The organism is Hydrocarboniphaga sp. (assembly GCF_028291725.1).
Classification (GTDB): Bacteria; Pseudomonadota; Gammaproteobacteria; order Nevskiales; family Nevskiaceae; genus Hydrocarboniphaga.
The window spans coordinates 37,678-59,256 of sequence record NZ_JAQGNT010000040.1; the positions used below are offsets into that span (position 1 = coordinate 37,678).

General features: G+C 62.4%; 17 protein-coding genes. 10 read left to right on the forward strand and 7 right to left on the reverse strand.

Annotated elements, in window-relative coordinates; translation table 11 throughout:
* Positions 1 to 67: 67 nt before the first annotated feature.
* Positions 68 to 952, reverse strand: a complete 885-nt coding sequence (locus tag JWQ90_RS10705) for a recombination-associated protein RdgC (protein WP_299693346.1) — start codon at positions 950 to 952, stop codon at positions 68 to 70.
* Positions 953 to 1,000: 48 nt separating this feature from the next.
* On the reverse strand, positions 1,001 to 2,305 hold the full coding sequence (locus JWQ90_RS10710; RefSeq protein WP_299693348.1) for an MFS transporter: 1,305 nt from the start codon (positions 2,303 to 2,305) through the stop codon (positions 1,001 to 1,003).
* 72 nt (positions 2,306 to 2,377) lie between these two features.
* On the opposite strand from JWQ90_RS10710, the gene JWQ90_RS10715 reads away from it, so the two are divergent.
* Positions 2,378 to 4,183 carry an ABC transporter transmembrane domain-containing protein gene (locus JWQ90_RS10715; protein ID WP_299693351.1) on the forward strand — a complete coding sequence of 602 codons (1,806 nt, stop codon included), beginning with the start codon at positions 2,378 to 2,380 and terminating at the stop codon, positions 4,181 to 4,183.
* 165 nt (positions 4,184 to 4,348) lie between these two features.
* On the opposite strand, the gene JWQ90_RS10720 is transcribed toward JWQ90_RS10715, so the two are convergent.
* Both JWQ90_RS10720 and JWQ90_RS10725 read right to left on the reverse strand, forming a co-directional pair.
* Complete coding sequence (locus JWQ90_RS10720) at positions 4,349 to 6,721, reverse strand: SBBP repeat-containing protein (protein WP_299693354.1); 2,373 nt, start codon at positions 6,719 to 6,721, stop codon at positions 4,349 to 4,351.
* Between the two features lie 158 nt (positions 6,722 to 6,879).
* The gene (locus JWQ90_RS10725) at positions 6,880 to 7,542 is read right to left on the reverse strand and encodes a phosphoadenylyl-sulfate reductase (protein ID WP_366919495.1); all 663 of its coding nucleotides are present in this window, start codon (positions 7,540 to 7,542) and stop codon (positions 6,880 to 6,882) included.
* Between the two features lie 536 nt (positions 7,543 to 8,078).
* On the opposite strand from JWQ90_RS10725, the gene JWQ90_RS10730 reads away from it, so the two are divergent.
* Complete coding sequence (locus JWQ90_RS10730) at positions 8,079 to 8,438, forward strand: hypothetical protein (RefSeq protein WP_299693360.1); 360 nt, start codon at positions 8,079 to 8,081, stop codon at positions 8,436 to 8,438.
* 96 nt (positions 8,439 to 8,534) lie between these two features.
* On the opposite strand, the gene JWQ90_RS10735 is transcribed toward JWQ90_RS10730, so the two are convergent.
* The gene (locus JWQ90_RS10735; protein WP_299693362.1) at positions 8,535 to 9,320 is read right to left on the reverse strand and encodes a hypothetical protein; all 786 of its coding nucleotides are present in this window, start codon (positions 9,318 to 9,320) and stop codon (positions 8,535 to 8,537) included.
* Between the two features lie 318 nt (positions 9,321 to 9,638).
* Between JWQ90_RS10735 and JWQ90_RS29180 the strand changes: the two genes are divergently transcribed.
* The 7 genes from JWQ90_RS29180 to JWQ90_RS10765 all read left to right on the forward strand — a co-directional run bounded on the left by JWQ90_RS29180 (position 9,639) and on the right by JWQ90_RS10765 (position 19,014).
* The gene (locus JWQ90_RS29180) at positions 9,639 to 9,833 is read left to right on the forward strand and encodes a hypothetical protein (protein ID WP_366919496.1); all 195 of its coding nucleotides are present in this window, start codon (positions 9,639 to 9,641) and stop codon (positions 9,831 to 9,833) included.
* Positions 9,826 to 10,065 carry a hypothetical protein gene (locus JWQ90_RS10740; protein WP_299693364.1) on the forward strand — a complete coding sequence of 80 codons (240 nt, stop codon included), beginning with the start codon at positions 9,826 to 9,828 and terminating at the stop codon, positions 10,063 to 10,065. The genes JWQ90_RS29180 and JWQ90_RS10740 overlap by 8 nt, the downstream gene beginning before the upstream one ends.
* Before the next feature lie 334 nt (positions 10,066 to 10,399).
* Complete coding sequence (locus JWQ90_RS10745) at positions 10,400 to 12,880, forward strand: TonB-dependent receptor (protein WP_299693366.1); 2,481 nt, start codon at positions 10,400 to 10,402, stop codon at positions 12,878 to 12,880.
* A 219-nt stretch (positions 12,881 to 13,099) separates the two neighbouring features.
* Positions 13,100 to 14,665 carry an NAD(P)/FAD-dependent oxidoreductase gene (locus tag JWQ90_RS10750; protein WP_299693368.1) on the forward strand — a complete coding sequence of 522 codons (1,566 nt, stop codon included), beginning with the start codon at positions 13,100 to 13,102 and terminating at the stop codon, positions 14,663 to 14,665.
* A 52-nt stretch (positions 14,666 to 14,717) separates the two neighbouring features.
* On the forward strand, positions 14,718 to 15,806 hold the full coding sequence (locus tag JWQ90_RS10755; protein WP_299693371.1) for a spirocyclase AveC family protein: 1,089 nt from the start codon (positions 14,718 to 14,720) through the stop codon (positions 15,804 to 15,806).
* A 21-nt stretch (positions 15,807 to 15,827) separates the two neighbouring features.
* The gene (locus JWQ90_RS10760) at positions 15,828 to 16,022 is read left to right on the forward strand and encodes a hypothetical protein (protein ID WP_299693374.1); all 195 of its coding nucleotides are present in this window, start codon (positions 15,828 to 15,830) and stop codon (positions 16,020 to 16,022) included.
* Between the two features lie 295 nt (positions 16,023 to 16,317).
* Positions 16,318 to 19,014, forward strand: a complete 2,697-nt coding sequence (locus JWQ90_RS10765) for a LuxR C-terminal-related transcriptional regulator (RefSeq protein ID WP_299693376.1) — start codon at positions 16,318 to 16,320, stop codon at positions 19,012 to 19,014.
* A gap of 22 nt (positions 19,015 to 19,036) precedes the next feature.
* Here the strand turns inward: JWQ90_RS10765 and JWQ90_RS10770 are convergent, their stop codons facing one another.
* A complete protein-coding gene (locus tag JWQ90_RS10770; RefSeq protein WP_299693378.1) occupies positions 19,037 to 19,201 on the reverse strand; it encodes a rubredoxin in 165 nt (54 codons plus the stop codon).
* Positions 19,202 to 19,208: 7 nt separating this feature from the next.
* Complete coding sequence (locus JWQ90_RS10775) at positions 19,209 to 20,144, reverse strand: fatty acid desaturase (RefSeq protein WP_299693380.1); 936 nt, start codon at positions 20,142 to 20,144, stop codon at positions 19,209 to 19,211.
* A gap of 173 nt (positions 20,145 to 20,317) precedes the next feature.
* On the opposite strand from JWQ90_RS10775, the gene JWQ90_RS10780 reads away from it, so the two are divergent.
* Positions 20,318 to 21,577: an aromatic ring-hydroxylating dioxygenase subunit alpha gene (locus tag JWQ90_RS10780; RefSeq protein ID WP_299693382.1), complete on the forward strand. Its 1,260-nt coding sequence runs from the start codon at positions 20,318 to 20,320 to the stop codon at positions 21,575 to 21,577.
* The last annotated feature ends 2 nt before the right edge of the window (positions 21,578 to 21,579 follow it).

The window sequence follows — 21,579 nt, forward strand, 5'->3', positions numbered from 1 at the left end:
CAATCCCTTGCCGACGTGAGACCTCGTTTGCGTATCGGGTTTACCCGTCGGCAACGGGATTGCCGACCTACGAGAAAGCCTTCAGCAGCTCGTCGATCATCGGCCCGCACTGGCCTGCCATCAGCAGGAATTCGGCCTCGAATTCGCGTTCCGCGTCGACGCTGCCTGAGCCTTCGTCGGCCTCGTCCATCTCCAGGAACTTGAGGCGCTTGATCTGCTGCTTGTCGTTGACGACCAGCCCGAGCCGGCCGTTCCAGGTCAGCGCCAGGCGGCTGGCCTTCAGGCCTTCTTCGAGATGGCGGCGGATCTGGTCGGCGTCCAGCGAGTGGCGCAGGTAGCGCACCACCGACTTGGCCGCGTCGGTGCCGGTCAGCTCGCATTCTTCGCCGAGATCGAAGTGGCCCGGCGCGGTGCGCGCGCTCAGCCATTCGGTCAGCCGCTGGCCGGGCGAAATCTCGGTCTGCGGTAGTGACACCGACAGCTCGCCGAGCGTGTCACGCAGCTGCTCGATCACCTGCTCGGCGCGTGTCGGCGAGCTGCTGTCGACGACGATGCGCTGCGCTGCCGGGTCGATCCAGGCGCGCGTCACGTTGCGACGGGAAAAAGCGCGCGGCAGCAGCTCGGCCGAGACGATGTCCTTGAAATCGCGCAGCTGCTTGCGCCCGGCCTTGAAGCCTTTCTCCTTCTCGTATTCGGCGGCGCGCTGCTTGACCGCGTCGGCGACCACCGACGAGGGCAGCAGCTTCTGCTCGGTGCCCAGCGCCAGCATCAGATGCTTCTCGACGCCGTAGACCAGCTGCTCGTCGCCGCGCGGCGACACCCAGCCGCGCGATTCAGAGCTCATCGCGCTGCAGGGCAGCAGCGGCCGCAGCGCCAGTTTTTCTTCCAGCTCGCCCGCAGGCAGCGACCATTCCTTGTCGAGGCGATAAAGCTGGAGATTTTTAAACCACACGAGGTACCGCTCCGCAAGACTCAGGGCCGCGCAGGATAGCGGCTATCCTCAGGCGGTCAACCCGGCGGGCGCGACGCGGGGCGGCAGCAAAAAGTATCGGATTGCAACAAAACCCGAGCACAGCAGGCATAGCGCGCCGACGTACCAGGCCGGCGCGAACTGCGGGCTCAGCTTCAGCGCCAGCGACACCAGCAGCGGAGTCAGGCCGCCGAAGATCGCGTAGGCCATGTTGTACGAGAACGACAGCCCGCTGAAGCGCACCGCGGCCGGGAACGCGCGCACGATCAGCGAGGGAATCACGCCGACGATCGCCACGCAGAAACCGGCGACCGCGTAGGCCGGTAACAGCGGTAGCGTGCCGTGCGCCAGGCCGCTGTACAGCGCCCAGGTCGAGCCCAGCAGCGCAAAGCAGCCGATCAGCAGCACGCGCGGCCCGCCGAAACGATCCGCGGCCAGGCCGTAGATCAGGCAGCCGATGGTCAGGCACAGGGTCGCGACGCTGTTGGCGAACAGGGCCTGCGGCGCGGGCACCGCAAACATCTTCTGGATCAGCGTCGGCGTCATCAGGATCACGACGACGATCGCCGCGGTCAGCGTCCAGGTCAGCAGCATCGAGCCGACGACCGCGCGCCAGTGATCACGCAGCACCGCCTTCAGCGGCAGCTCCTGCGACAGCTGTTTTTGCAGGCGCATCGCCTCGAAGATCGGCGTCTCGTGCAGCCAGCGTCGCAGCCACACTGCGATCAAACCGAACACGCCGCCGAGCAGGAAGGGCAGGCGCCAGACGTGATCGAGGATTTCTGCCTGCGTGAACGACAGGTTGATCGCGGATGCGACCAGCGAGCCGAGCAGGATGCCGGCCGTAAGGCCTGCCGTCAGAGCGCTGCAGGCGAAGCCGACGCGCCGCTCCGGCACATGCTCGGAGACGAACACCCAGGCGCCCGGGATTTCGCCGCCGATCGCCGCGCCCTGCAGCAGGCGCATCACCAGCAGCAGCAGCGGTGCGGCGTAGCCGACGCTCGCGTACGTCGGTAGCAGGCCCAGCGCCAGCGTCGGCAGCGACATCAGGAACACCGACAGGGTGAACATCTTCTTGCGGCCGATGCGGTCGCCGTAATGCGCCATCACGATGCCGCCGATCGGCCTCGCCAGGTAACCGGCCGCGAACAGCCCGTAGGTCTGTAGCTGGCGCAACCATTCGGGTGTGTCCGGCGGGAAGAACAGCTTGCCGATGATCACCGCGAAGAACACGAAGATCACGAAATCGTAGAACTCCAGCGCGCCGCCCAGCGCGGCCAGGCCGAGCGTGCGCAGATCACGGCGGTCGAGAGGACGATCGGCGGCAGGATTCATGGGCTAGCAGTCACTGGACGGGAGGGGCGTATGCTAATGGCTGTCTGCCTTCAACGTCTCCATCCTGAACTTATGAGTGATCTTTCCACCGCGCCCTCCGTGGGCTCGGACAGCAAGGCTCTGCCCGACGCGCCGCTCGCGCGCCCGCGCCGCATCGGCGCTCTGAAACAACTGCTGCCGTTCCTCTACCCGTATCGCGCGCGCATGGCCGTGGCCTTCGTGATGCTGGTTCTCGGCTCGGTGACGATGCTGATCGTGCCGCTTGCTTTCCGCGACCTGATCGACCGCGGCTTCGTCGGCGGCGCATCAGTGGACTGGCACTTTCTGGCGCTGTTCGTGATCGCGCTGTTCTGGGGCCTGACCGTCGCCGCGCGCTTTTACACCGTCAGCTGGATCGGCGAGCGCGTCACCGCCGATCTGCGCACCGCCGTTTACGGCCGCATGCTCGAGCAGTCGCCTCAGTATTTCGAAACCACGCGCACCGGCGAAGTGCTGTCGCGGCTGACCGGCGACACCACGCTGGTGCAGACCGTGGTCGGCTCGTCGATCTCGATGGGCCTGCGCAGCTTCTTCCAGTTCATCGGCGGCCTGGTGATGCTGGCGGTGACCAGCTTCAAGCTGTTCGCGGTGACCGTGGTGCTGCTGCTGGTCGTGGTCGCGCCGCTGGTCTGGGTCGGCCGCCGCGTGCGCAAGCTGTCGCGCGAATCGCAGGACCGCGTTGCGGATTCCTCGGCGATGGCCGGCGAGATTCTCAACGCGATGCCGACAGTGCAGGCCTTCACCCAGGAGCCTGCGGAGGCCAGGCGCTTCGACACCACCGTCGAAAACAGCTTCGACTCGGCGATCCGCCGCACCCGGGTTCGCGCGGCGATGACCGCCGGCATCATCGGCGGCGTGTTCGGCGCGATCGTGTTCGTGCTGTGGCTCGGCGCCAAGGCGGTGACGGCCGGCACGATGACCGCAGGCGAGCTTGCGTCCTTCGTGCTGTACGCGGTGTTCGCGGCCGGCGGCGTCGGTGTGCTGGCCGAAGTCTGGGGCGACGTGATGCGCGCCGCCGGTGCAACCGAGCGGCTGATGGAGCTGCTCGCCGCCCAGCCGATGATCGCCGCGCCGGCGCAGCCGAAACATCTGCCGCTGGTGCGCCAGGCGCGGCTGCAGTTCGACAACATCAGCTTCCGCTATCCCTCGCGGCCGACGCAGCTCGCGCTCGACGGCATTTCGCTGCAGGTGGGCGAAGGCGAGACCGTAGCGCTGGTCGGGCCCAGCGGCGCCGGTAAGACCACGCTGTTCCAGCTGATGCTGCGCTTCTACGACGTCGGTGAAGGCGCGCTGCGCTTCGACGGCATCGACGTCCGCGATCTCGACCCGCGCGAACTGCGTGCGCAGATCAGCCTGGTGTCGCAGGAGCCGGTGATCTTCTCGGCGAACGCGATGGAGAACATCCGCTACGGCCGCGCCGATGCCAGCGACGAGGAAGTGATCGAAGCCGCGCGCGCCGCGCTCTGCGACGAGTTCGTCCGGCGCCTGCCCGAGGGCTACCAGACCTTCCTGGGTGAACGCGGCGTGCGCCTGTCGGGCGGCCAGCGCCAGCGCATCGCGATCGCCCGAGCGATCCTGCGCAATCCGCCGCTGCTGCTGCTGGACGAAGCCACTAGCGCGCTCGATGCCGAGAGCGAAGTGCTGGTCGGCCGCGGCCTGGAAGCGGCGATGCGCGGTCGCACGACCTTGATCATTGCGCATCGCCTGTCGACGGTGCAGCGCGCCGATCGCATCGTTGTGATCGAGCAGGGCCGCGTCGTCGAGATTGGCACGCCGGGCGAGCTGCTCAAGAGCGGTGGCCTGTATGCGCGGCTGGCGAACCTGCAGCTGGTGGCCTGAAGAAATTGCGGACTCGTAGGTCGGCAATCCTTTGCCGACGTGTGACCCCGGTTGCGCATCGAAGGTACATGTCGGCAAAGGATTGCCGACCTACGGTTGAAGCACTTATAGCCCACGAAAAAGGCCCGCTTTCGCGGGCCTTTTGCTGAATCGGACCGCGCCGCGTTACGGAGGCGGCGGTGCCGAGCCGCAGGGGATGCGGTTCTTATACAGCACCGACAGATCGCCGATGATGTCGGTCGGCAGCGCACGCAAGGTACAGCCGATCAAGCCGCGGAACGGGATGGCCAGGTTCAGCGCCGGGTCCGAAGGCGAGGTGCCGGTGTAGCCAGTCAGCGAGTAGTTCAGGTAGATGTTGGTCTCGCCCATATAGGTCGAATACAGCAGCGTCTGAGCATTCGCGCTGAGCTTGAGCGCATACGCATCGCCGGCACCGAAGCTGCCGCCCTGCACCGGGTCCTTGACCGGGAAATTGCGCGAGGTGGTGTTGCCGGTCACATACACGCTGCCGTCGTCGCCCAGCACCAGGCGCGCGCCGGCCTCGTTGCCGCCGGCGCCGAAGAACGTCGAGTACTGCAGGCTCTGGCCGTCCGCCGCAAGCTTGCTGATGAAGATGTCTTCACCACCGCCGTTGAAGGACTGCAGCGCCGACGCGACCGGGAAGTTCTGCGAGTAGGTGTAGCCGGTGATATAGGCCGCACCGCTGGCATCGAGCTTGATGTCCGAGCCGAACTCCTGGCTGTTGCCGCCGAGGAAGGTCGAATACACCAGCGCATCGCCGGCCGGGCTGAACTTGGTGACGAATGCGTCCTGGTAGCCGTTCTTGGCCGGGCGCAGCGCGTTGGCGACGGGGAAGTCGTCCGACTGCGTGATGCCCGTGATGTACGCGCTGCCGGCCGCATCGACCGCCACTGAAGACGCCGCGTCGTATTGACTGCCGCCCAGATACGTCGAATAGACCAGCGCCGACCCGGCCGTGTTGATCTTGGTCAGGAAGACTTCGCCGTAATAGTAGGTGTAGGTGCTGGAATAAACATAAGGCGTCAGCGTGCTTTGGAACGCGTTGAGCGTCGGGAAATCCTGCGAGTTGGTGCTACCGGTGACGTAGGCATTGCCGCTGCTGTCGACCGCAATGCCGGCCGCGTCGTCCTCGCTGCCGCCGCCGAGCAAACCCGAATACAGCAGGCTGCTGCCGTCGGCCGCGATCTTGGCGACGAAGACGTCCTGGCCGCCCTTGAAGGCGCTGCCGAAGCTGCTGGTGACCGGGAAATTCTCGCTCGCCGTGTTGCCGGCCAGCAGGATATTGCCCTGGGCATCGAGCGCCAGCGCGGTGGCCGCGTCTTCGGAATTGCCGCCGAGATAGGTCGAATACAGCAGGCTCTTGCCATCGGCCGCGAGCTTGGCGACGAAAGCGTCGCTATAGCCGCCCTTGGTGCCCTGCAGCGGTGACACCAGCGGGAACTCGTTGGAGCGCGTGTAGCCGGCGAGCACCACGTTGCCGCTGCCATCGACCGCGATCGCGGTGACTTCGTCGTCCTGCGAGCCGCCGATGAAAGTGGTGTACAGCATCGTGTTGCCGGCCGGGTTGAGCTTGGCGACGAAAGCCTCGTACTTGATCACCGATTGCACGACCCCACCGAGCAGCGGCAGGTTCCTGGCATACGGGAGCGCTGGCGCGTAGCCGCCGATATAGGCCGAGCCATCCGCGCTGACCGCGATGCTGGTGGCCTGCAGCACGTTGATGCCGGGCACATAGAGCTTGTAGCCGAGCAGCGGATCGATCACCAGTTCATGAGCGCGGTCATACGCGCCGAGCGCGAAGCCGACCTGCTCGTTGCGCACGCGGTAGGCGCCATCGACCTTGCGCCGCTGGCCGTCGATCTGCTGATAGACCACCGGCTTGTGCTGGATCAGATCGCCGCCGGCGGTGTTGATCACCAGGTTGCCGTCGGCGTCGACGCGCGGCGCGCCGGCGCCGCCGTCGAAGCGCAGCGCGATCACCGACGGATCGCCGTGCGGCGCGACGACGAAGTCGTACTCCATCTGCTGCTGGTCGCCGTGATAGACCAGATCGATGCCCGGATACACCGCGCTGTAGCGCACGCGGCCGTAGTGCGGCACACCGGTATGCCAGGCCGAGGCCTGGCTGCCGCTCAGGTAGTTGCTGGTGCTCGCGCTCAGCGACTCGCCGCTGATCTTGGCCTCGCGATTGCCGCCGACCAGGCGCGTGCGCAGCGTCGTGGCCTGCAGCGCGGGCGGCTTGCCGGCGGCCAGCTTGGCGCCGTCGGCGAGCGTGTACTGGAGCTGCAACTGCGGGCCCTCCGCCGTCAGCAGCAGTGAATAGCCGGCACCGCGCGCGGCAAACGCCACCGCCGGATCGAGTTGGCCGGTATTGGCCTCGAAGTTCAGCGGCAGCCGGTTGAATTGTTCAACGGTGGATTGATGGCGGGTTTCGCCGGCCGATGCGAGTGGCGACAGCGATATGCCGGCCACGAGCAACCCAACAGCCGCGCGAACGCGGCGTGCGTGTTTGTCCATGCTTCGACTCCTCCCAAGGTCCCGATCGTTCGCCGGGGTTGGGAGCCAAGCTAGTCCCTTGGAACCTGACCCGTCATTCGGAAAAAGCTGACAGCCGACGAACGGCGGGCAGCCTCATTACCGTGACCGCAGCTGGGAGTTCCTTGTACCGATGCCGACTACAGATGCAGGCCGCACTCGGTCTTGGGCTTGCCGACCCAGCGTCCGCTGCGACCGTCGCCCGGCACCGTGCAATGGCTGCAGCCGATCGACGAATAGCCCTTGGCCACCAGCGGATGAAACGGCAGATCGTGTTCGCGGATGTAGGCGTCGCGCTCGGCCTGACTCACGTCGATCATCGGGTTGAACTTGATGATGCCGCGGCGCACTTCGAAGATGTCCAGCTCGGCGCGGTGCTCGGTCTGCCAGCGCATCAGGCTCGACACCCAGATCTGGTACTGGCTCTTGATCTGCTCCAGCGGCTCGACCTTGTTGACCGAGCAGCAAAAGTCCGGGTCCTTGCTCCAGGTTTTCTCTTCCTGCGTGAACTGGTGCTGCCAGTCCTCGGCGCGCACGTCCGCGACGGTCAGGCCGAAGCGGTCGATCAGGTACTGGCGATATTCCAGCGTCTCCGCAAAGTGGTAGCCGGTGTCGATGAAATGCACTACCTGCTGCGGCCGAATTGTCGCGACGATGTGTAGGAAATATGCTGACGTCGCAGCGAACGACGAAGTCACCAGCACCTTGTCCGGCGCGAAGTCGGCGTACAGGCGGCGAATCCGCGCTTCGAAGTCCAGTGGCCGGTACTGCTCGTTCAGCGCCAGGATCGCGGCGGTGTCCACCAGCGGCCTGCGCAGGCCCGCACCGAACTCAGTGGAGGCGATCGGGCCGACCGACGAGGTGGGCGCCGAGGTGGGCAATGTAGCAGCGGGGGCAGACACGGGCTAGCCAGGTGGATGACGGACGCGCATTTTAGGGTCGTCGTCGAGCCACCACAATGAACGGGCATCAATCTGGCTATCCTTAGAATCTCGCGTTCTCAGCTTGCATCCCGGAGTTCATTGTCAATTCAGTTTTTGATTGGCATTCTTGGCCTGCGGTCCCGAGCCATGTGTTACTACGCATGGATGCGTGGCGAGTAATCGGACGAGCAGGCAGGGAAGGCCCGGCTCTTCCAATTCCCAGTGTTGGCAAGGAACGACCGCCTTCAAAGGCCGTCATCGGATTCATCCGGTGGCGGCTTTTGTCGTTATGGGCTCGGCGCCGGGGCTCGGAACATCCAGGCCGATGCTCCACGCTCCGGCGCCGCACCAAAAAGAGTCGGCGCCGGATCTCCGAGTATCGACGCCGACCTTCGGAGCCTCCAAATGCGCATCCGATGCCGGCCGAACCCGAAACGCCATGGGCGCATCTCGCGGCGCCGACGGCCGAGCGCGTCGTAGCACGCGCCGCCGAGTTCCTCGGCGGCGTCCGCGAATTTGAGATCGGCCGCAGCTTCGAGTCATCACACGATCTGGCGCGAAGGTTCAACGTGACAGCCGGATGCCTGTGGCACGTGGATCTGTCCTTGTCGCGGCTCGGGCCGATGAGACCTGCGCGCGGCTTGAGCGGCTATCGGACTCCGGTGCCGGACTTTTATCTGGGCGGCGCAGGATCGCATCCGACGCCTGGACTCTGCGGGCTTCCCGGCCGCCTGGCCAGCAGCGAAATCCTTCGTCGGATTCGCGCCGGGCTCTGACGCGCGCCGCGGCGTTGGGTTCGGTCAGCAAATGTCCAGTTCAAAAAAAGGCCCCGGCCGTGACCAAGGCTTTGTGCCGGCAATCGGACCATGCGTTCAAGCCGGACGAAATGATTCCGCACCGGACCGCACTGAACGGCCGGCGGGCTGAGCCTCGTCCAATTTGTAACGACGCAGCAGCAGGCCAGTCGTCACGCACATTCCGATCGCAAAAACCAACACTGGAATCCAGAAGCCAATCAGTCCGTCCCAGGCGAACGGCCCTTTCTTGAAGAACACGGCAAGGCCGCCGCCCGCCCCGGTGATGGCAATCCACAAGTTCATGTAGGACGCCCAACGCGGCCACAGCGGCTGCGCCCGTTTGTCCATGAAACCCGCGATCGCCATGCATACATACTGCAGGCTGTAGGTGGGAATCAGCGTGGACCAGACGAACCAGCAGTAGTCATTGAGCATCCGCGTGATTTCGGGGCTTACGTCTTGACGAAAGCTGGCCGTGATCCAGGCCAGCGAAATGATCTGGAAGAAGGCGACGAGGATCACCGCGCCGCCGAACTGGATCGGGGCCAGCAGCGAGGGCTTGCCCTCGATTTTCTTGATCTCTGCGGATATCACCGCGTAGAACGGCAGCAGCAGCGAGGACGCAAACAGGGCGATCAGGATTCCGAAACGAATTCTCGTCAGGTCTCCGGCAAAGAAGGCGGCAAGTTCCTGCGCGCTCCAGGCCGGGGACGGCGGCGGCACAAAGCCCGCGATCAGTGCGAAACCGATGAAGAAACCGACGACTCCAATCGGCCAGCACCAGATGCAGCTCATCCACAGCCATTTCTTGACGGCGTCGTGCCGCTGCTGGCGATCGATCTCGATGCTGTTCTCATTCATGGTCTTTCTCTCCTCTCGGGAACCGCACTTAGAACATGTTCCATTTACTCTAACGGACTCGGCGTTTCGAGACAAGTTGGCGTAGAACGCGAAAAGCCCGTGTTATAGCTGCGGATTTTCGGGTCCTTCGGTATTCTGCCGCGCGTTCAAGGAAATGCACGGCATGTCGCCGCGAGTCTTTCGCGATCACATAGCACCGAATCAAATTGGCGACCGGCATCTTTGCTAAACCATGGCCTCAAGCAAACAGTGCGGTGAACACCGAGTGGTTCCAGTGGTGCCAATACCGGCTCCGGTCTCTCGGCGGTTTCGGTCGATCTGGCGCCGACCTTCGAATTCGAGGACACACCCGGTGGTTTCCGCTATGCCGCGGTGCGCAAGGTGCCCGAAGGTAGGCGTTACATTCGCTTGACCGAATACGTGGCGCCTTTCGCGACTTTCATCCCTTTCGACCAGGGTCACGTGCTGCTCTCGGTGCCGATGGATGATTACCAGACGGCGCTCTGTGGCTGAGAGTCAAGGAGTGCTCGCGGACCGCTCGCAGGAGTTTCTCAGCGCCAGCGATCGCGCGGTCGTGCGCCTGCGGCGTCTGCTCGTTGATGCGGCCAAGGACTACCAGAGTGGCCGTACACCGCGAATGGCGATTCACGCCGACATTCCCTATTCCCAGGTCCGCGCCGCGGGCAAGATCGTTTCACCCGAGGTCCATTGGCGCGACGTGGTGAGAACGGTCGATTGGGCTTGATCTGAGCGGTGCGTGAAGTGCCCGCACCGGCGGGCGCCGACTCGCGAATGCGCAGCCAGTGCGCAGGGCGCCGCGTTGTCGATCTCCCAAGCCCGACAGGCTGCCAGGCTCAGTCCTGCCGTCAAATGGGCAATCGTCGAAACCGACGAGGAAATGAATCTGGCGCGACCGTCACAATCTTCCCCACTAAATAACCTAAATAACATCGTGCCCGCCTGATGTGCATGCGTTACCGGCACGCCGCGTCCGCATGGCGGCGTTTCGTTCGGCGGGTGGGGGAAAAGATATCGGGGCCCCGCCAAGGCGGCTCCGAGTGATCATCAATGGGGGAATCGTGAAAATCAGCCATGCACTGGCCTTGTCAGCGGGCGTGTTCGCATGCTCGGGCGTCGAAGCTCAAATCGCCATCGAGGAGCCCGATACCCAGGATTCGGCGGCCGCCAATCCGGCGAACGGGCCCGCTGCCGTCGCTACGGCGGATGCCGCTGACACCAGCAGCGCTTCACCGGAAAATACCGCTGCCCAGGGGGCGATCGATACGATTCCGGTTTCGGTCGAAGCCGCCCCGGACGTTCCGATAGAGGAGGCGCCCGCAATGCGTGGCAACCGTCTCATCGAAGAAGTCGTGGTTACGGCACAAAAGCGTGAAGAAAACGTCCAAGACGTCCCGATCTCGATTCAGGCATTCAGTGCGGAGGCGCTGGATGCAAAAGGTATCACCAATGCGGTGGATCTTCAGCAGGCCACTCCCGGTCTGTCTTATACGGTGCTGAACAGTTTCTCGATCATTTATCTGCGGGGCGTCGGAACCGACGCTTTTCTGCCATCGGCGGACCTCAGTATCGCGACGTATATCGACGGAATCTACTTTCCGTCTTCAGCCGGCCTGGCATCGGAGTTCGGCGCCGTCGAGCGGGTCGAGGTTCTGAAAGGCCCGCAGGGCACGCTGTTCGGGCGTAACTCGACCGGCGGCGCGATCAGCACCACCACCAAGAAGCCCAGCCAGACGCCGGAAAGCTCCGTCCAGGTCAGCTACGGCCGATACAACGATCTGCGAACAAACGCGTACACCAACGTACCGGTGACGGACGAACTGGCGTTCAATATCTCCGCGCTCTACAACCATAAGACGCCGTACTACGAGCATCTGACGCTGGGCGACGCACTCCAATCCGATGTGGACAAGGGAGCCCGCGCGAAAGTCCGCTGGACACCGGGCGAGCAGTTCGACATCACCTTGGCGGGTCTGATCACGAAATCGGACGGAAGCTCCGCGAGCCTCGATACGCAAATCGATCCCAAGCCGGCTTTTCGCGCATTATTTGGCCCGCCGCTACCGGACTATCAGGCCAACAACGACGCGCCCAGCGATTATCGCTTCGACAACAAGGTCGCTTATCTGGATGCGAAATATTCGCCGGGGATTCTTGATGTCCGGCTTCTGGCCAGCACCCAGAAGATCACGACGCTGGCCTACAACGACTTCGACGCCACATCGCTCCCGCTCGTATCGTTCGATACGCGCGGTGCTTACGCCGATGTCCAGACCGCCGAACTGCAGCTGATCTCCAACGACTCGACCTGGGGAGCGGACTGGTTGAAGTTCGTCGGCGGGCTGTATTACTTCCAGAGCGACGCGGGCTTTGATCCTGCCGTATTGGCGGTGGGCTTCTATGATGCCGCGGCGTTGCCGGTAGTCGGACCGCTACTCGGCGGGCGCATCCAGGGTCTGCTCGATCTCGCCGATCCGCTGCTGATCACTCCCGTGGACCCGATCAACGTCGCTGTCACCGGTCTGCTGAAAACCCGATCGACCGCGGGCTTCTTTCAGGGTACGGCCTCGATCACCGATACGCTGTCATTGACTCTGGGTGGGCGTTATCAGACGGAAACCCGAAATCTCTACCGATCGACAGTCGGCGTGGTCGGCCTGCCGAATCCGCTGATCCGCTATCCGCAGCAATCGGCCGATACCACCAATTTTTCGCCGAAAATTTCGCTTGAGTTCAGACCCGATATCGACACGATGGTCTATGCGTCGTGGGTGAAGGGCTTCAAGAGCGGCACTTACAATATCGTCTCGATTTATACGGCTCCGGATTATGTGAAGCCCGAGGAGATCGTCACGACCGAGCTCGGCATCAAGTCCGAATGGTTCGACCGGTCGCTGCGTTTCAATGCGGCGATATTCAACAACGAGATCCGCGATCTGCAAGTGCAGATCATTTCCTTGGCCAGCGGCGGAGCGGTGGCTTTCGACAACGCCAACAAGGCGAGAAGCCGCGGCGCCGAGTTCGACACGGTCTGGCAACCGCTGCCGAAAAACCTCCCGGGTCTGGCTGTCACCGCGAATGCGACCTACCTGGACGCGAAATACACCGACTTCAAAAATGGCAGCGGCTATAACGATGCTGGACTCTACTTCGGAAAAGGCAGCCTTTTGCTCCTTCCGAATCAGGATTTCACAGGCAATAGAATCGTGCAGTCGGCAAAGTTTTCGGGAGATTTTGGAGTCAGCTACGTATTCGACATCAAGGGCGGCCCTGTGGAACTGGCGTCGGACGTGTACTACAACTCCGGGCTCTACTTCACCGCGCAGAACTCACCTCATTCGCAGGAAGGCAACTACTACCTTCTGAATGCCCGGCTGAGTTACCTCTACGAACCGTGGAATCTGCGGATGACGGCTTTCGCCAAGAACATCAATAACGGGCGCTACTATCTCTTCAACTACGAAACCGATTTCGGTACGAACGCCCTGCTGCAAACGCCGGCTACCTATGGCCTCAGGCTCGCCTGGGAATTCGGTCACTGAGGCGAGTGCGGTTCCGGCTCGACGGACCCGAGCAACAGCGACTCACTGCATCTTGTTCGAGAGCGTCGCGTTCGCTATAGTCTTAGAACATGTTCTAAGCTAGTGTGACAGAGTCGGACCGACGTACTGAGACTCGTGCTCTATTGGCCTCCGGGCCGATTCGTACGGCGGTGATGCGGCATTCCCACTACGACAAGCTAAAATTGGAGAAGCAGTGGCATGAATCCGTCAGCGGACGTGATCGTTATCGGTGGTGGGCATAACGGGCTGGTCGCCGCCTGTTATCTGGCGAAGGCTGGCCGCAAGGTGCTGGTGTTGGAAGCATCCGAAACCTTCGGCGGCATGGTTTCGACCAATCCGGTGATCGGCGCGGCTCCGAACCATCGGATCAATGAAGGCGGAATGGATAACACGCTGCTGCGCGAGACGAACATCGTTCACGATCTATCCCTGGAAAGCTTCGGCTATGGAGAGATCGAAATCGATCCGGCCTATGCTTTCCTGCAGCCTGATGGCTCTTCGCTGTGCATCTGGAAAGATCCACAGAAGACGGCGGATGAAATTCGCAGGTTCTCCCAGAAGGACGCCCGCGCTTATATCGACTTCGCCAATGATATCGATCTGATGATGAATTTGTCGGTCCCGTATATGAAGTCGCATCCGATACGGGTCAATATCTGGGAGATGTTCCTCGGCATCCTGAAGTTGCTGCGCCATCCTCGGCGTGCGATCGGCTTGAGCCGTTTTGTTTCCGCATCTCATGCGGAATATATCGAAGAGAGTTTTGAGCACCCGATAGTGCGCGGCCCGCTCGCGGCGATCGTTCCCTTCCTGCCGATCCAGCAGGAGATGACGGCGTGGATGCTGATCCAGTTCGGCTTTATTCACCGTAAAGGCGTGAGTCGAATCAGGACCGGCTCCGGCGGACTGACCGATGCGCTGGGTAAGTGCCTGCTGGCCAGCGGAGGCAGCATTCGTACCGGCGCCAAAGTCGAGCAGATCCTGGTGGAGAACCAGCGGGCTGCCGGTGTCAAGCTGGTCGGCGGCGAAGAGCTGCGTGCTCCCGTCACTGTCGCTGCCTGCAATATCTACAACACGCTACAGCAGCTGCTGCCGGCCGGTGCGCTCACCGACCGCGAGTTGGCGCAGGCTAGGCGCATACCTAACGCAGCCAGTAATGCAAGCTCCTACAAGCTCGATATCGCCCTGGATGCCCGGGCCTCGCTCGCCAAACATCAGGCGTGGCGCAAGAACGACATCGATCTGCGCAAGTGTGGCCTGTGCTGGGCCACCTATGAGCAGCATATCAAGGCCTGGGATGCCTGCGCCCGTGGTGAAATCCCCGATCCGCTGCCAGTGTTCGTGCTGATTCCATCCGCCAACGATCCCTCTCAGGCTCCCGAGGGGCAGGACACTATCTGGTGCTGGTCGGGTATCGCTACAGCCACTCCGACCCAGCCTTGGGAGGAAATCAAAGCGAGCGTCACCAAAGGCGTGATTCTCGACATTAAGCAGTACATCGACAACGTAGAGACTGCTGAAATCGGTCGCCGTGTCATGTCGCCGGATGATCTGGCGACGCGGTTCCACGTACCCAAGGGGAACGTGTACCACGTAGACACCGGCATGTCGCGATTCGGGCCATTTCGTCCGGCGCCGGCATTCGCCAATTACACGACATCGGTGAAGGGCCTCTTTCTGAGCGGCGGCAGTATGCATCCTAGCGCCGGAATCGCCGGTATTCCCGGCCGGATCGCGGCCCAGACGGTCCTGCGGCTGTCTTAGGCAATTGAAAAAGAGCAGTCGAATTCGGTTAAGCGGGCGAGGAGAAAGCAAGATGGCCATAGTAAGCACTGCCGGTGACTTGTCCAGGAAAGGAGCGAGAGCGATCACCTCGCCCGACTTCAATCCGATCCATATCTGGGCCTTTTTCGGTTTGGCCTTCATCGCGCTCAACATCTATGTCTATAGCATGTGGATCACCGGGCCTTACTTCATTACCGTGCCCATCGGAGCGGACGTACCGCCCTGGTGGATGATAGCGACCGCGCGCTTTCTGGAATTTTTCTCGCCGACCTGCTTTGTAATCGTGGCTTACCGCGTGATCTACCGGCCTTGGCGTCGAACGGGCGAGTTGAGCAACGACGCCCTGATCGTGCTGGCCTGCCTGACGTTCAACTGGCAGAACAACCTGCCCAATTATTTCGTATCGACCGCGGCGCTGCTGAACTCGACGTTCACCAATTGGGGTTCCTGGTACATGTACGTGCCGGGCTGGATATCGCCCAACATGCAGAACATGCCGGAAGCGCCTCTGGCCTGGTTTTTCTGCTACGCCACATTCTTCGTGTTCGGCCCGATGCTGCTCGGCGCCAAGATCATGAGGTCGATGAAGGGGCGCTTCCCGTACCTGAGCGCCTGGCAGATGTTCTGCTGCATCTGGCTGTTCTTCATGCTTTGGGACTTTGTTCTCGAAGGGCTGTTTCTGCGCCTTGGCTTTTATGCTTACGCGACCGCCTACGCGCCGCTGACCCTGTGGGCGGGCAAGCCGTATCAGTTTCCTTTCTACGAGGTCGTGGGCTGGGGATTGGCCTTGACCTGCTATGCATCGAGCTACTACTACCGCGACGACAAGGGTTACACCTGGATCGAGCGGGGAGTGCAGCGATTGAAGGTGAGCAAGCCGGTGCAGAAAATCCTGCGGATTCTGGCGCTGACGGCGGGCCTGAATTTCGCGATGTTGATACTGTCCGACATTCCGATCGCATTCGGGGCCCTGTTCGGAGGGCCGATGGTTCAGGGCTATCCGTCGTATCTGAATACCAAGCTGTGCGGGCCGGACACGGCCTACGATTGCCCGGGCCCGGAGGTGTTGATTCCCCGGCAGGGTACGCCAACCAATCGCCTTGCCCGGCCCGCGTCCTAGTGTCGTGAATCAGAAGTTCGCATGCGCAATCCCATCGTGGGCTGGTTGGCGGCGGGTCTGGCTTGCGCCTGCGTGCTGGGAATTTTCTACGGTTTCATTTTTACCCATCCGAACCTCGCGGAGAACCTGGTGAGCATCATCTCGGGCGTGGCACTCGGCTCGCTGGTGCGCGCCGGTGTTCAAGGCAGGTTTCGACGGGACGACAAGCGGGAATGATGCGTCGCCGCATCGACAGCGAGCTTCCCATCTGGGTTTTGGGTCTGATGTTCATGGCCTGGGGTCTATGCGCCATGTGGGATCTCGTCGGCACGTCGGAGAACGTTAAGGAGAATAAGCGCCACAACCGGTGAAAGCAGAACAGGCCAGCGTGTCCATGCAAGCGCCCTTGGTCCGCGCTCGCAGCACGGAGTATGCTTCGATCCCGGTAATTGAATGGCGTGCTGAACCGAGCGGCGCTTTGGACTTTTAGAAAGCGCTGCCGTCGCGAATCGATGGAGGAGTGATTGTGAGCTTGGCTTCTGTTCAACATGCGGTACGTTCCAAGCTCAGTTCGCCGCTATCGACGCCTTACGAGGTCGCACGAAAACAGATTTGCGAAAGAATCGCGGCCACCGATTCGATCCGCCTCGTATTGATCCGTGGACCGGCAGGTTTCGGCAAGACCACGGCGATGCTGCAACTCCGCCAGCAGGCGGAGGCCGATGCCTCGCACTGTTCATGGCTCAACCTGGACGAGGCCGATAACGACGTATCGCGATTCCTGTCGTACTTGTCGCGCGCGATCGCCGGGCTGAGAGGCGAGGCCGAGGAAACGCGGGATGCTCCAGCCTCGCATGCCGACAACAGCGACGATCTCGCCCTGGATGTCATCGACAGTATTGCCGGCACGCCGGGTCCGTTCATCCTGTTTCTCGATGAATTCGAGGCGATCCGCAACCCGACCATACTGGGGCTGGTGACGCAGCTGGTCGAATCGCTGCCGCCCGGCGGCCGGATCGTCATCGGATCGCGTATCGTTCCAGAGATCGGCCTGGGCCGCATGCGGGCCAAGGGCTATCTTGTCGAGGTGGAACCCTCCCAGCTGCGCTTCTCGCTTGAAGAAATCAGCGACTTCCTGATGCTGCGGCGCAAATTGCTGCTCAATCCGGAACAGGTCCAGCAGCTGCATCGCAGCACCGAGGGCTGGGTAACCGCGATCTGGCTTGCGTCGATGGCGCTGGAGCGACGCACCGATGTCGATTCGTTCATCGGTTCTTTCTCCGGCACCAACTCCGCGATCGCGGACTATCTGGCCGAGGACGTCCTCGCCGGCCTGCCCGACAGCCAGCGCGAGTTTTTGCTGCATGCTTGCATACTCGATGAACTGACGATTCCCCTGTGCGACGCGGTCTGCGATCGAACGGACAGCGGCGACATGCTGCTGCAGCTCGAGCGCGCCAATCTGTTTCTGATTCCGCGCGACGAGGATCGCAAGTGGTATCGCTTTCACAGCCTGTTCTCGAGTTTCCTGCGCAATCAGCTGGCGCGTCTATGGCCGGATCAGCCCCCTATCCTGCATCGCCGGGCTGCCGACTGGTATCTCGCGCAGGATCGGGCTATCCCTGCGATCACGCATGCGATCGCTTCGGGCGACATGAGGTTCGCGCTGCCGCTGCTGGAGCAGCACATCGAACGCTTGCTGATTGAAGGACGCCTGCGCCTTCTGTTGCGCTGGTTCAATTCGCTGCCGCCTGCGATTCTGCAGGAGCGTCCCACCTTCAGAATCGCACACGCCTGGGCCGTGACTTTCACACGCGGCGCCAGCGAAGCGCTTTCGCTCGTCGACAATCTGGAGGCGGGTGCCCTTCCGCCTGCTGCACAGGCCCAGCTGCGGGCGCTGCGGCCGATGGGCCTGGGCATGACCGATCACATCGAAGAATCCTACGAACAGGGCATGGACGCCTTGCCGTTGATATCGAGTGAGCATCAGTTTGCGCACAGCATGCTGGCGCAGGCATTGACCAATGTCTGCATGATTACCGGCCGCTTCGCCGACGCGCGCAAGTTCGCAGATCAGGCACGCGGTCACGGATCGGCCGACGGAACGCCCGGGCGCTTCAGCCTGGTTCTGGCCGATACCGCCGAGGCGACGATGGAGCTGATGCAGGGGCGCCTGCGTCAGGCGACGGTGCGCCTGCAGGTTGCCGGCGGCAAGCCGGAGGACGGCAGCATGAGCCGCAGCCGTTCCGGCAACGCTTTTCAGGGAATCCTGTTGGCCGAGGTTTTGTACGAAGCGGGCGAACTGGAAGATGCGCGCCGCCTGCTCGAAGTCTACGTGCCGCTGATCAGGAATCTGGCTTTGCCCGACAAGCTGATCAGTGCGTTCGTGCTGCTGTCCAGAATCCTGTGCCGCGACGGCGACGATGACCGCTGGCTTCAGCTGCTCACGGAGCTCGAGGCCATGGGCCATCGGCTCGGACTGCCGCGCGTGGTCGCGAGCGCAAGACTGGAGCGCGCCCGCCAATGGCTGATGCAGGGCGACATCGATCGCGCGAAGGACCAGCTGAAAAGCTCAGGCGAGCCGGTGTTGTGGCAGCAGGTAACGCGGCGCTGGTTCGTTGCCAATGACACGCTGACGCTGCCTCTGGCCGCGCTGCGCCAGATGACGCACAGCGGGTCTGCCGCGAAGGCGCTCCAAGCCCTGAAACAGGAACTGGAGGACGCCGAACTCGGCCAGCGCCATCGACGCGCGCTCAAAGTGCGGATTCTGCTGGCCGACGCCTTGCACCGCGACGGCCAGCACAAGCAGGCACTGAGGGTAATGAACCGTGCGCTCGAATTCGCAGCGACCGAGGGCTTTATCCAGATCTTCCTGGAAGAAGGCAGCACCGTGGAGATGCTGCTGAGGGAATGCGCCGCTGCGCGCCAGTCGTCCAGCGATCTGGAGCTCAGTCCTGCTGTTTCGCTATTGGAACGACTGACCCGACCGGAACGAAAAAACAGCGCGGCGATCCAACCGCCATCGGCACAGGCCGAAGCGCTGACTCGCAAGGAATCGCAAGTCCTGGAGTTGCTCGCCCAGGGGCATTCGAACCAAAGTATTGCCGATAGGCTCTTCGTCTCCGAGACGACCGTGAGGACGCATCTGCGCAGCGTCAATATCAAGCTCAATGCGGGTAACCGCATGCAGGCCATCGCCATCGCCCGCCGGCTGCAACTGATTCCCTGACAGTAAGACTAGCGATGCGATATCAATCTTCGATCAAATCGTAGTCGCTCTTGGCGGCGCCGCACTCCGGGCAGCACCAATCGTCCGGAATATCCTCGTAGCGTGTGCCCGGTGCGATGCCGCTGTCGGGATCGCCGAGCGCTTCGTCGTAAATGTGTGAGCAGTAACGGCAGCGGAATTTTCGCATGGGCGAGTCAGGCGGCTCGGGCAATTTTGGCGGTGTCGGGTACTGCGGCCGCTTCGATCCCCGGATAGATCGTCGGCCTAATCGCGAAGCCGTGCTGGATCGCCAGATCCTTTCTGCGCAGCTCCGGCTCCAGCAGCTTCCAGACCTTGCCATTGTTGTAGAACGGCGTCATCGGAAACAGGTGATGGATCAGATGCGCATGCTGATACTGAAGTACCGGCGCCATCAGCCACTCATGGCCCTCGCGGATGGTGGTCGCACGGGTGAAATTGTCTTCCTGCGCGGTATCGTGCGGTACGTGTGGCAGCCAGAAAAAGCTGAATCCCAGCGCGAGAAAGATGATGCGTGACGGAATCGCCCAGAGCATCAGCACCTCCATGCCGTAACCGGCCCAGGTCAATCCTGCGATGACCGCCGCGACCACGATCGCGGCCTGTATCGATTTGCGCAGGTAGGGCTTTGATATCTTGTCGCCCTTCTGCAGCGCGTGCTTGAAATACAGCAGGTCGATGAACATCCAGCGGAACGGCAGCGACCACCAGGGGCCGTTGAATATGCGATCCGGGTCGCGCTCGCCGTTGGTAAAGCGGTGGTGCAGGATGTGCGCCCAGCGGAACATCGGCATATTCACATAAGGAGCCACCAGCAGGATGCCGAGCTGTCCTATCCAGTCGTTCAACTTGACGTTGGTCGAGATGGCGCGGTGGATGGAATCGTGGCCGACGCTGAACGCCAAATAGCCCACGGTTCCATTGATCAGCGTGCCGATCCACAACGGAATCTCGCCCGTCACAGCGAGCGTATCGGTGACGATGAAGCTCAGGGTTGCACCCAGCCAGAGCAAGACCGTCGGCCAGGCGACCCTTGGCGCGCTCGTCAGCCGCTTGAAAAGCGCCCTCCGCTCCGGGCTCAGCTCGTTGATGGCGATGATGCTGCTGCTCATATGTGTTCTCTAGCTGATACCGCGTAAGGCTCGATTCTGCCGGCGCGGGGTCGACCGGAGCATCGTCGTAAGCGACGATGCCTGACGAGGAGCCTGCACGATACCGTTGTTTGCATCGCGGCGCGTCTTCGCACCTCCTCGCTGCCTCCAAGAAACCGATCGGACCTGTCGCCATGAATGCTGCCGATGCCATCCCCAACTGGGATTCCCTGATCCGACCCCACGAGGTACGCGGATCGATGTATACCGACCCGGCCCTGTTCGAGTTGGAGCTGCAGAAGATCTGGTACCGGACCTGGGTCTACGTCGGTCATGTGAGCGAAGTGCCCCAGCCCAACGATTTCGTGATGAAGTCGATCGGGCCGCAGGCGGTGATCATGACCCGCGATAAGGACGGCGAAATCCATTTGCTGCTCAACCGTTGTTCGCACCGCGGCAACCAGGTATGCCTGAAGGACAGCGGCAATGCCGGGTCGTTCACCTGTCCGTATCACGGCTGGACCTTCACCAACAACGGCAAGCTGCGCGGCTACCCGTTCCCCACCGGCTACGAGGGTGTCGACAACAGCCAGCTCGGCCTGGGCCGCGTGACGCGGATGTCGATCTACCAGGGCTTCGTGTTCGGCTCGTTCGCCGCCGAGGGTCCGACGCTGGAAGAACACCTCGGCGGTGCCCGCGAGACGCTGGACCGTCTCGTTCGCAATTCACCGGAAAACGAGATCGAGATCACGGCCGGCTTCCTCAAGCACCAGGTGCGGTCGAACTGGAAATTCCTGGTCGAGAACGAGACCGACGGCTATCACCCGCAGTTCGTGCACGCCTCGATTTTTGCCGTTGCCAAGAGCGGCATTGGCGACCTGTACAGTTCCAAATCGACCGCGGTGTCGCGCGATCTCGGCGGCGGCCATTCCGAGAACGATCTGCGTCCGGAGTTCCGCCGGCTCGACAAGCCGCTGGGCTGGTTCGGAACCTCGGCCGAACGCCTGCCCGACTACACCGCCAAAATGAACGCGGCCCATGGCGAGGGAAGAGCGCGCGAAATCATGATCGACGGCACCCCGCATGTGATGATCTTCCCCAATCTGTTCGTCGCCGAAATCCAGATTTTCGTGATCCAGCCGCTATCGGTCAGCGAGACGGTGCAGCATGTCACGGCGATCCAGTTCAAGGGCGCGCCGGACATCAACCGGCGCCTGCGCCAGCAGACCATGGGATCGGTCGGCCCGGCCGGCCTGCTGCTGGCAGACGATGGCGAGATGTACGAGCGTACCCAGCGCGGCGTGCAGGCGCTGAAACCCGACTATCTCTATCTGGGACGCGGCAAGCATCGCGAACGCGAGGACGAGCAGGGGTTCGTAGTGGGCGACGCGACCGACGAAGTGCCGACTCGCGGCATGTGGCGCCATTATCGTTCCCAGATGGAGGCCGACTAACA

Bases quoted from the DNA above. Each gene is read 5' to 3' on its own strand.
- JWQ90_RS10775 (WP_299693380.1), bottom strand. From the start codon at position 20,144: ATGAGCAGCAGCATCATCGCCATCAACGAGCTGAGCCCGGAGCGGAGG.
- JWQ90_RS10735 (WP_299693362.1), bottom strand. From the start codon at position 9,320: ATGAATGAGAACAGCATCGAGATCGATCGCCAGCAGCGGCACGACGCC.
- JWQ90_RS10710 (WP_299693348.1), bottom strand. From the start codon at position 2,305: ATGAATCCTGCCGCCGATCGTCCTCTCGACCGCCGTGATCTGCGCACG.
- JWQ90_RS10715 (WP_299693351.1), top strand. From the start codon at position 2,378: ATGAGTGATCTTTCCACCGCGCCCTCCGTGGGCTCGGACAGCAAGGCT.
- JWQ90_RS10755 (WP_299693371.1), top strand. From the start codon at position 14,718: ATGGCCATAGTAAGCACTGCCGGTGACTTGTCCAGGAAAGGAGCGAGA.
- JWQ90_RS10720 (WP_299693354.1), bottom strand. From the start codon at position 6,721: ATGGACAAACACGCACGCCGCGTTCGCGCGGCTGTTGGGTTGCTCGTG.
- JWQ90_RS10730 (WP_299693360.1), top strand. From the start codon at position 8,079: ATGCCGGCCGAACCCGAAACGCCATGGGCGCATCTCGCGGCGCCGACG.
- JWQ90_RS10770 (WP_299693378.1), bottom strand. From the start codon at position 19,201: ATGCGAAAATTCCGCTGCCGTTACTGCTCACACATTTACGACGAAGCG.
- JWQ90_RS10750 (WP_299693368.1), top strand. From the start codon at position 13,100: ATGAATCCGTCAGCGGACGTGATCGTTATCGGTGGTGGGCATAACGGG.
- JWQ90_RS10760 (WP_299693374.1), top strand. From the start codon at position 15,828: ATGCGCAATCCCATCGTGGGCTGGTTGGCGGCGGGTCTGGCTTGCGCC.
- JWQ90_RS10780 (WP_299693382.1), top strand. From the start codon at position 20,318: ATGAATGCTGCCGATGCCATCCCCAACTGGGATTCCCTGATCCGACCC.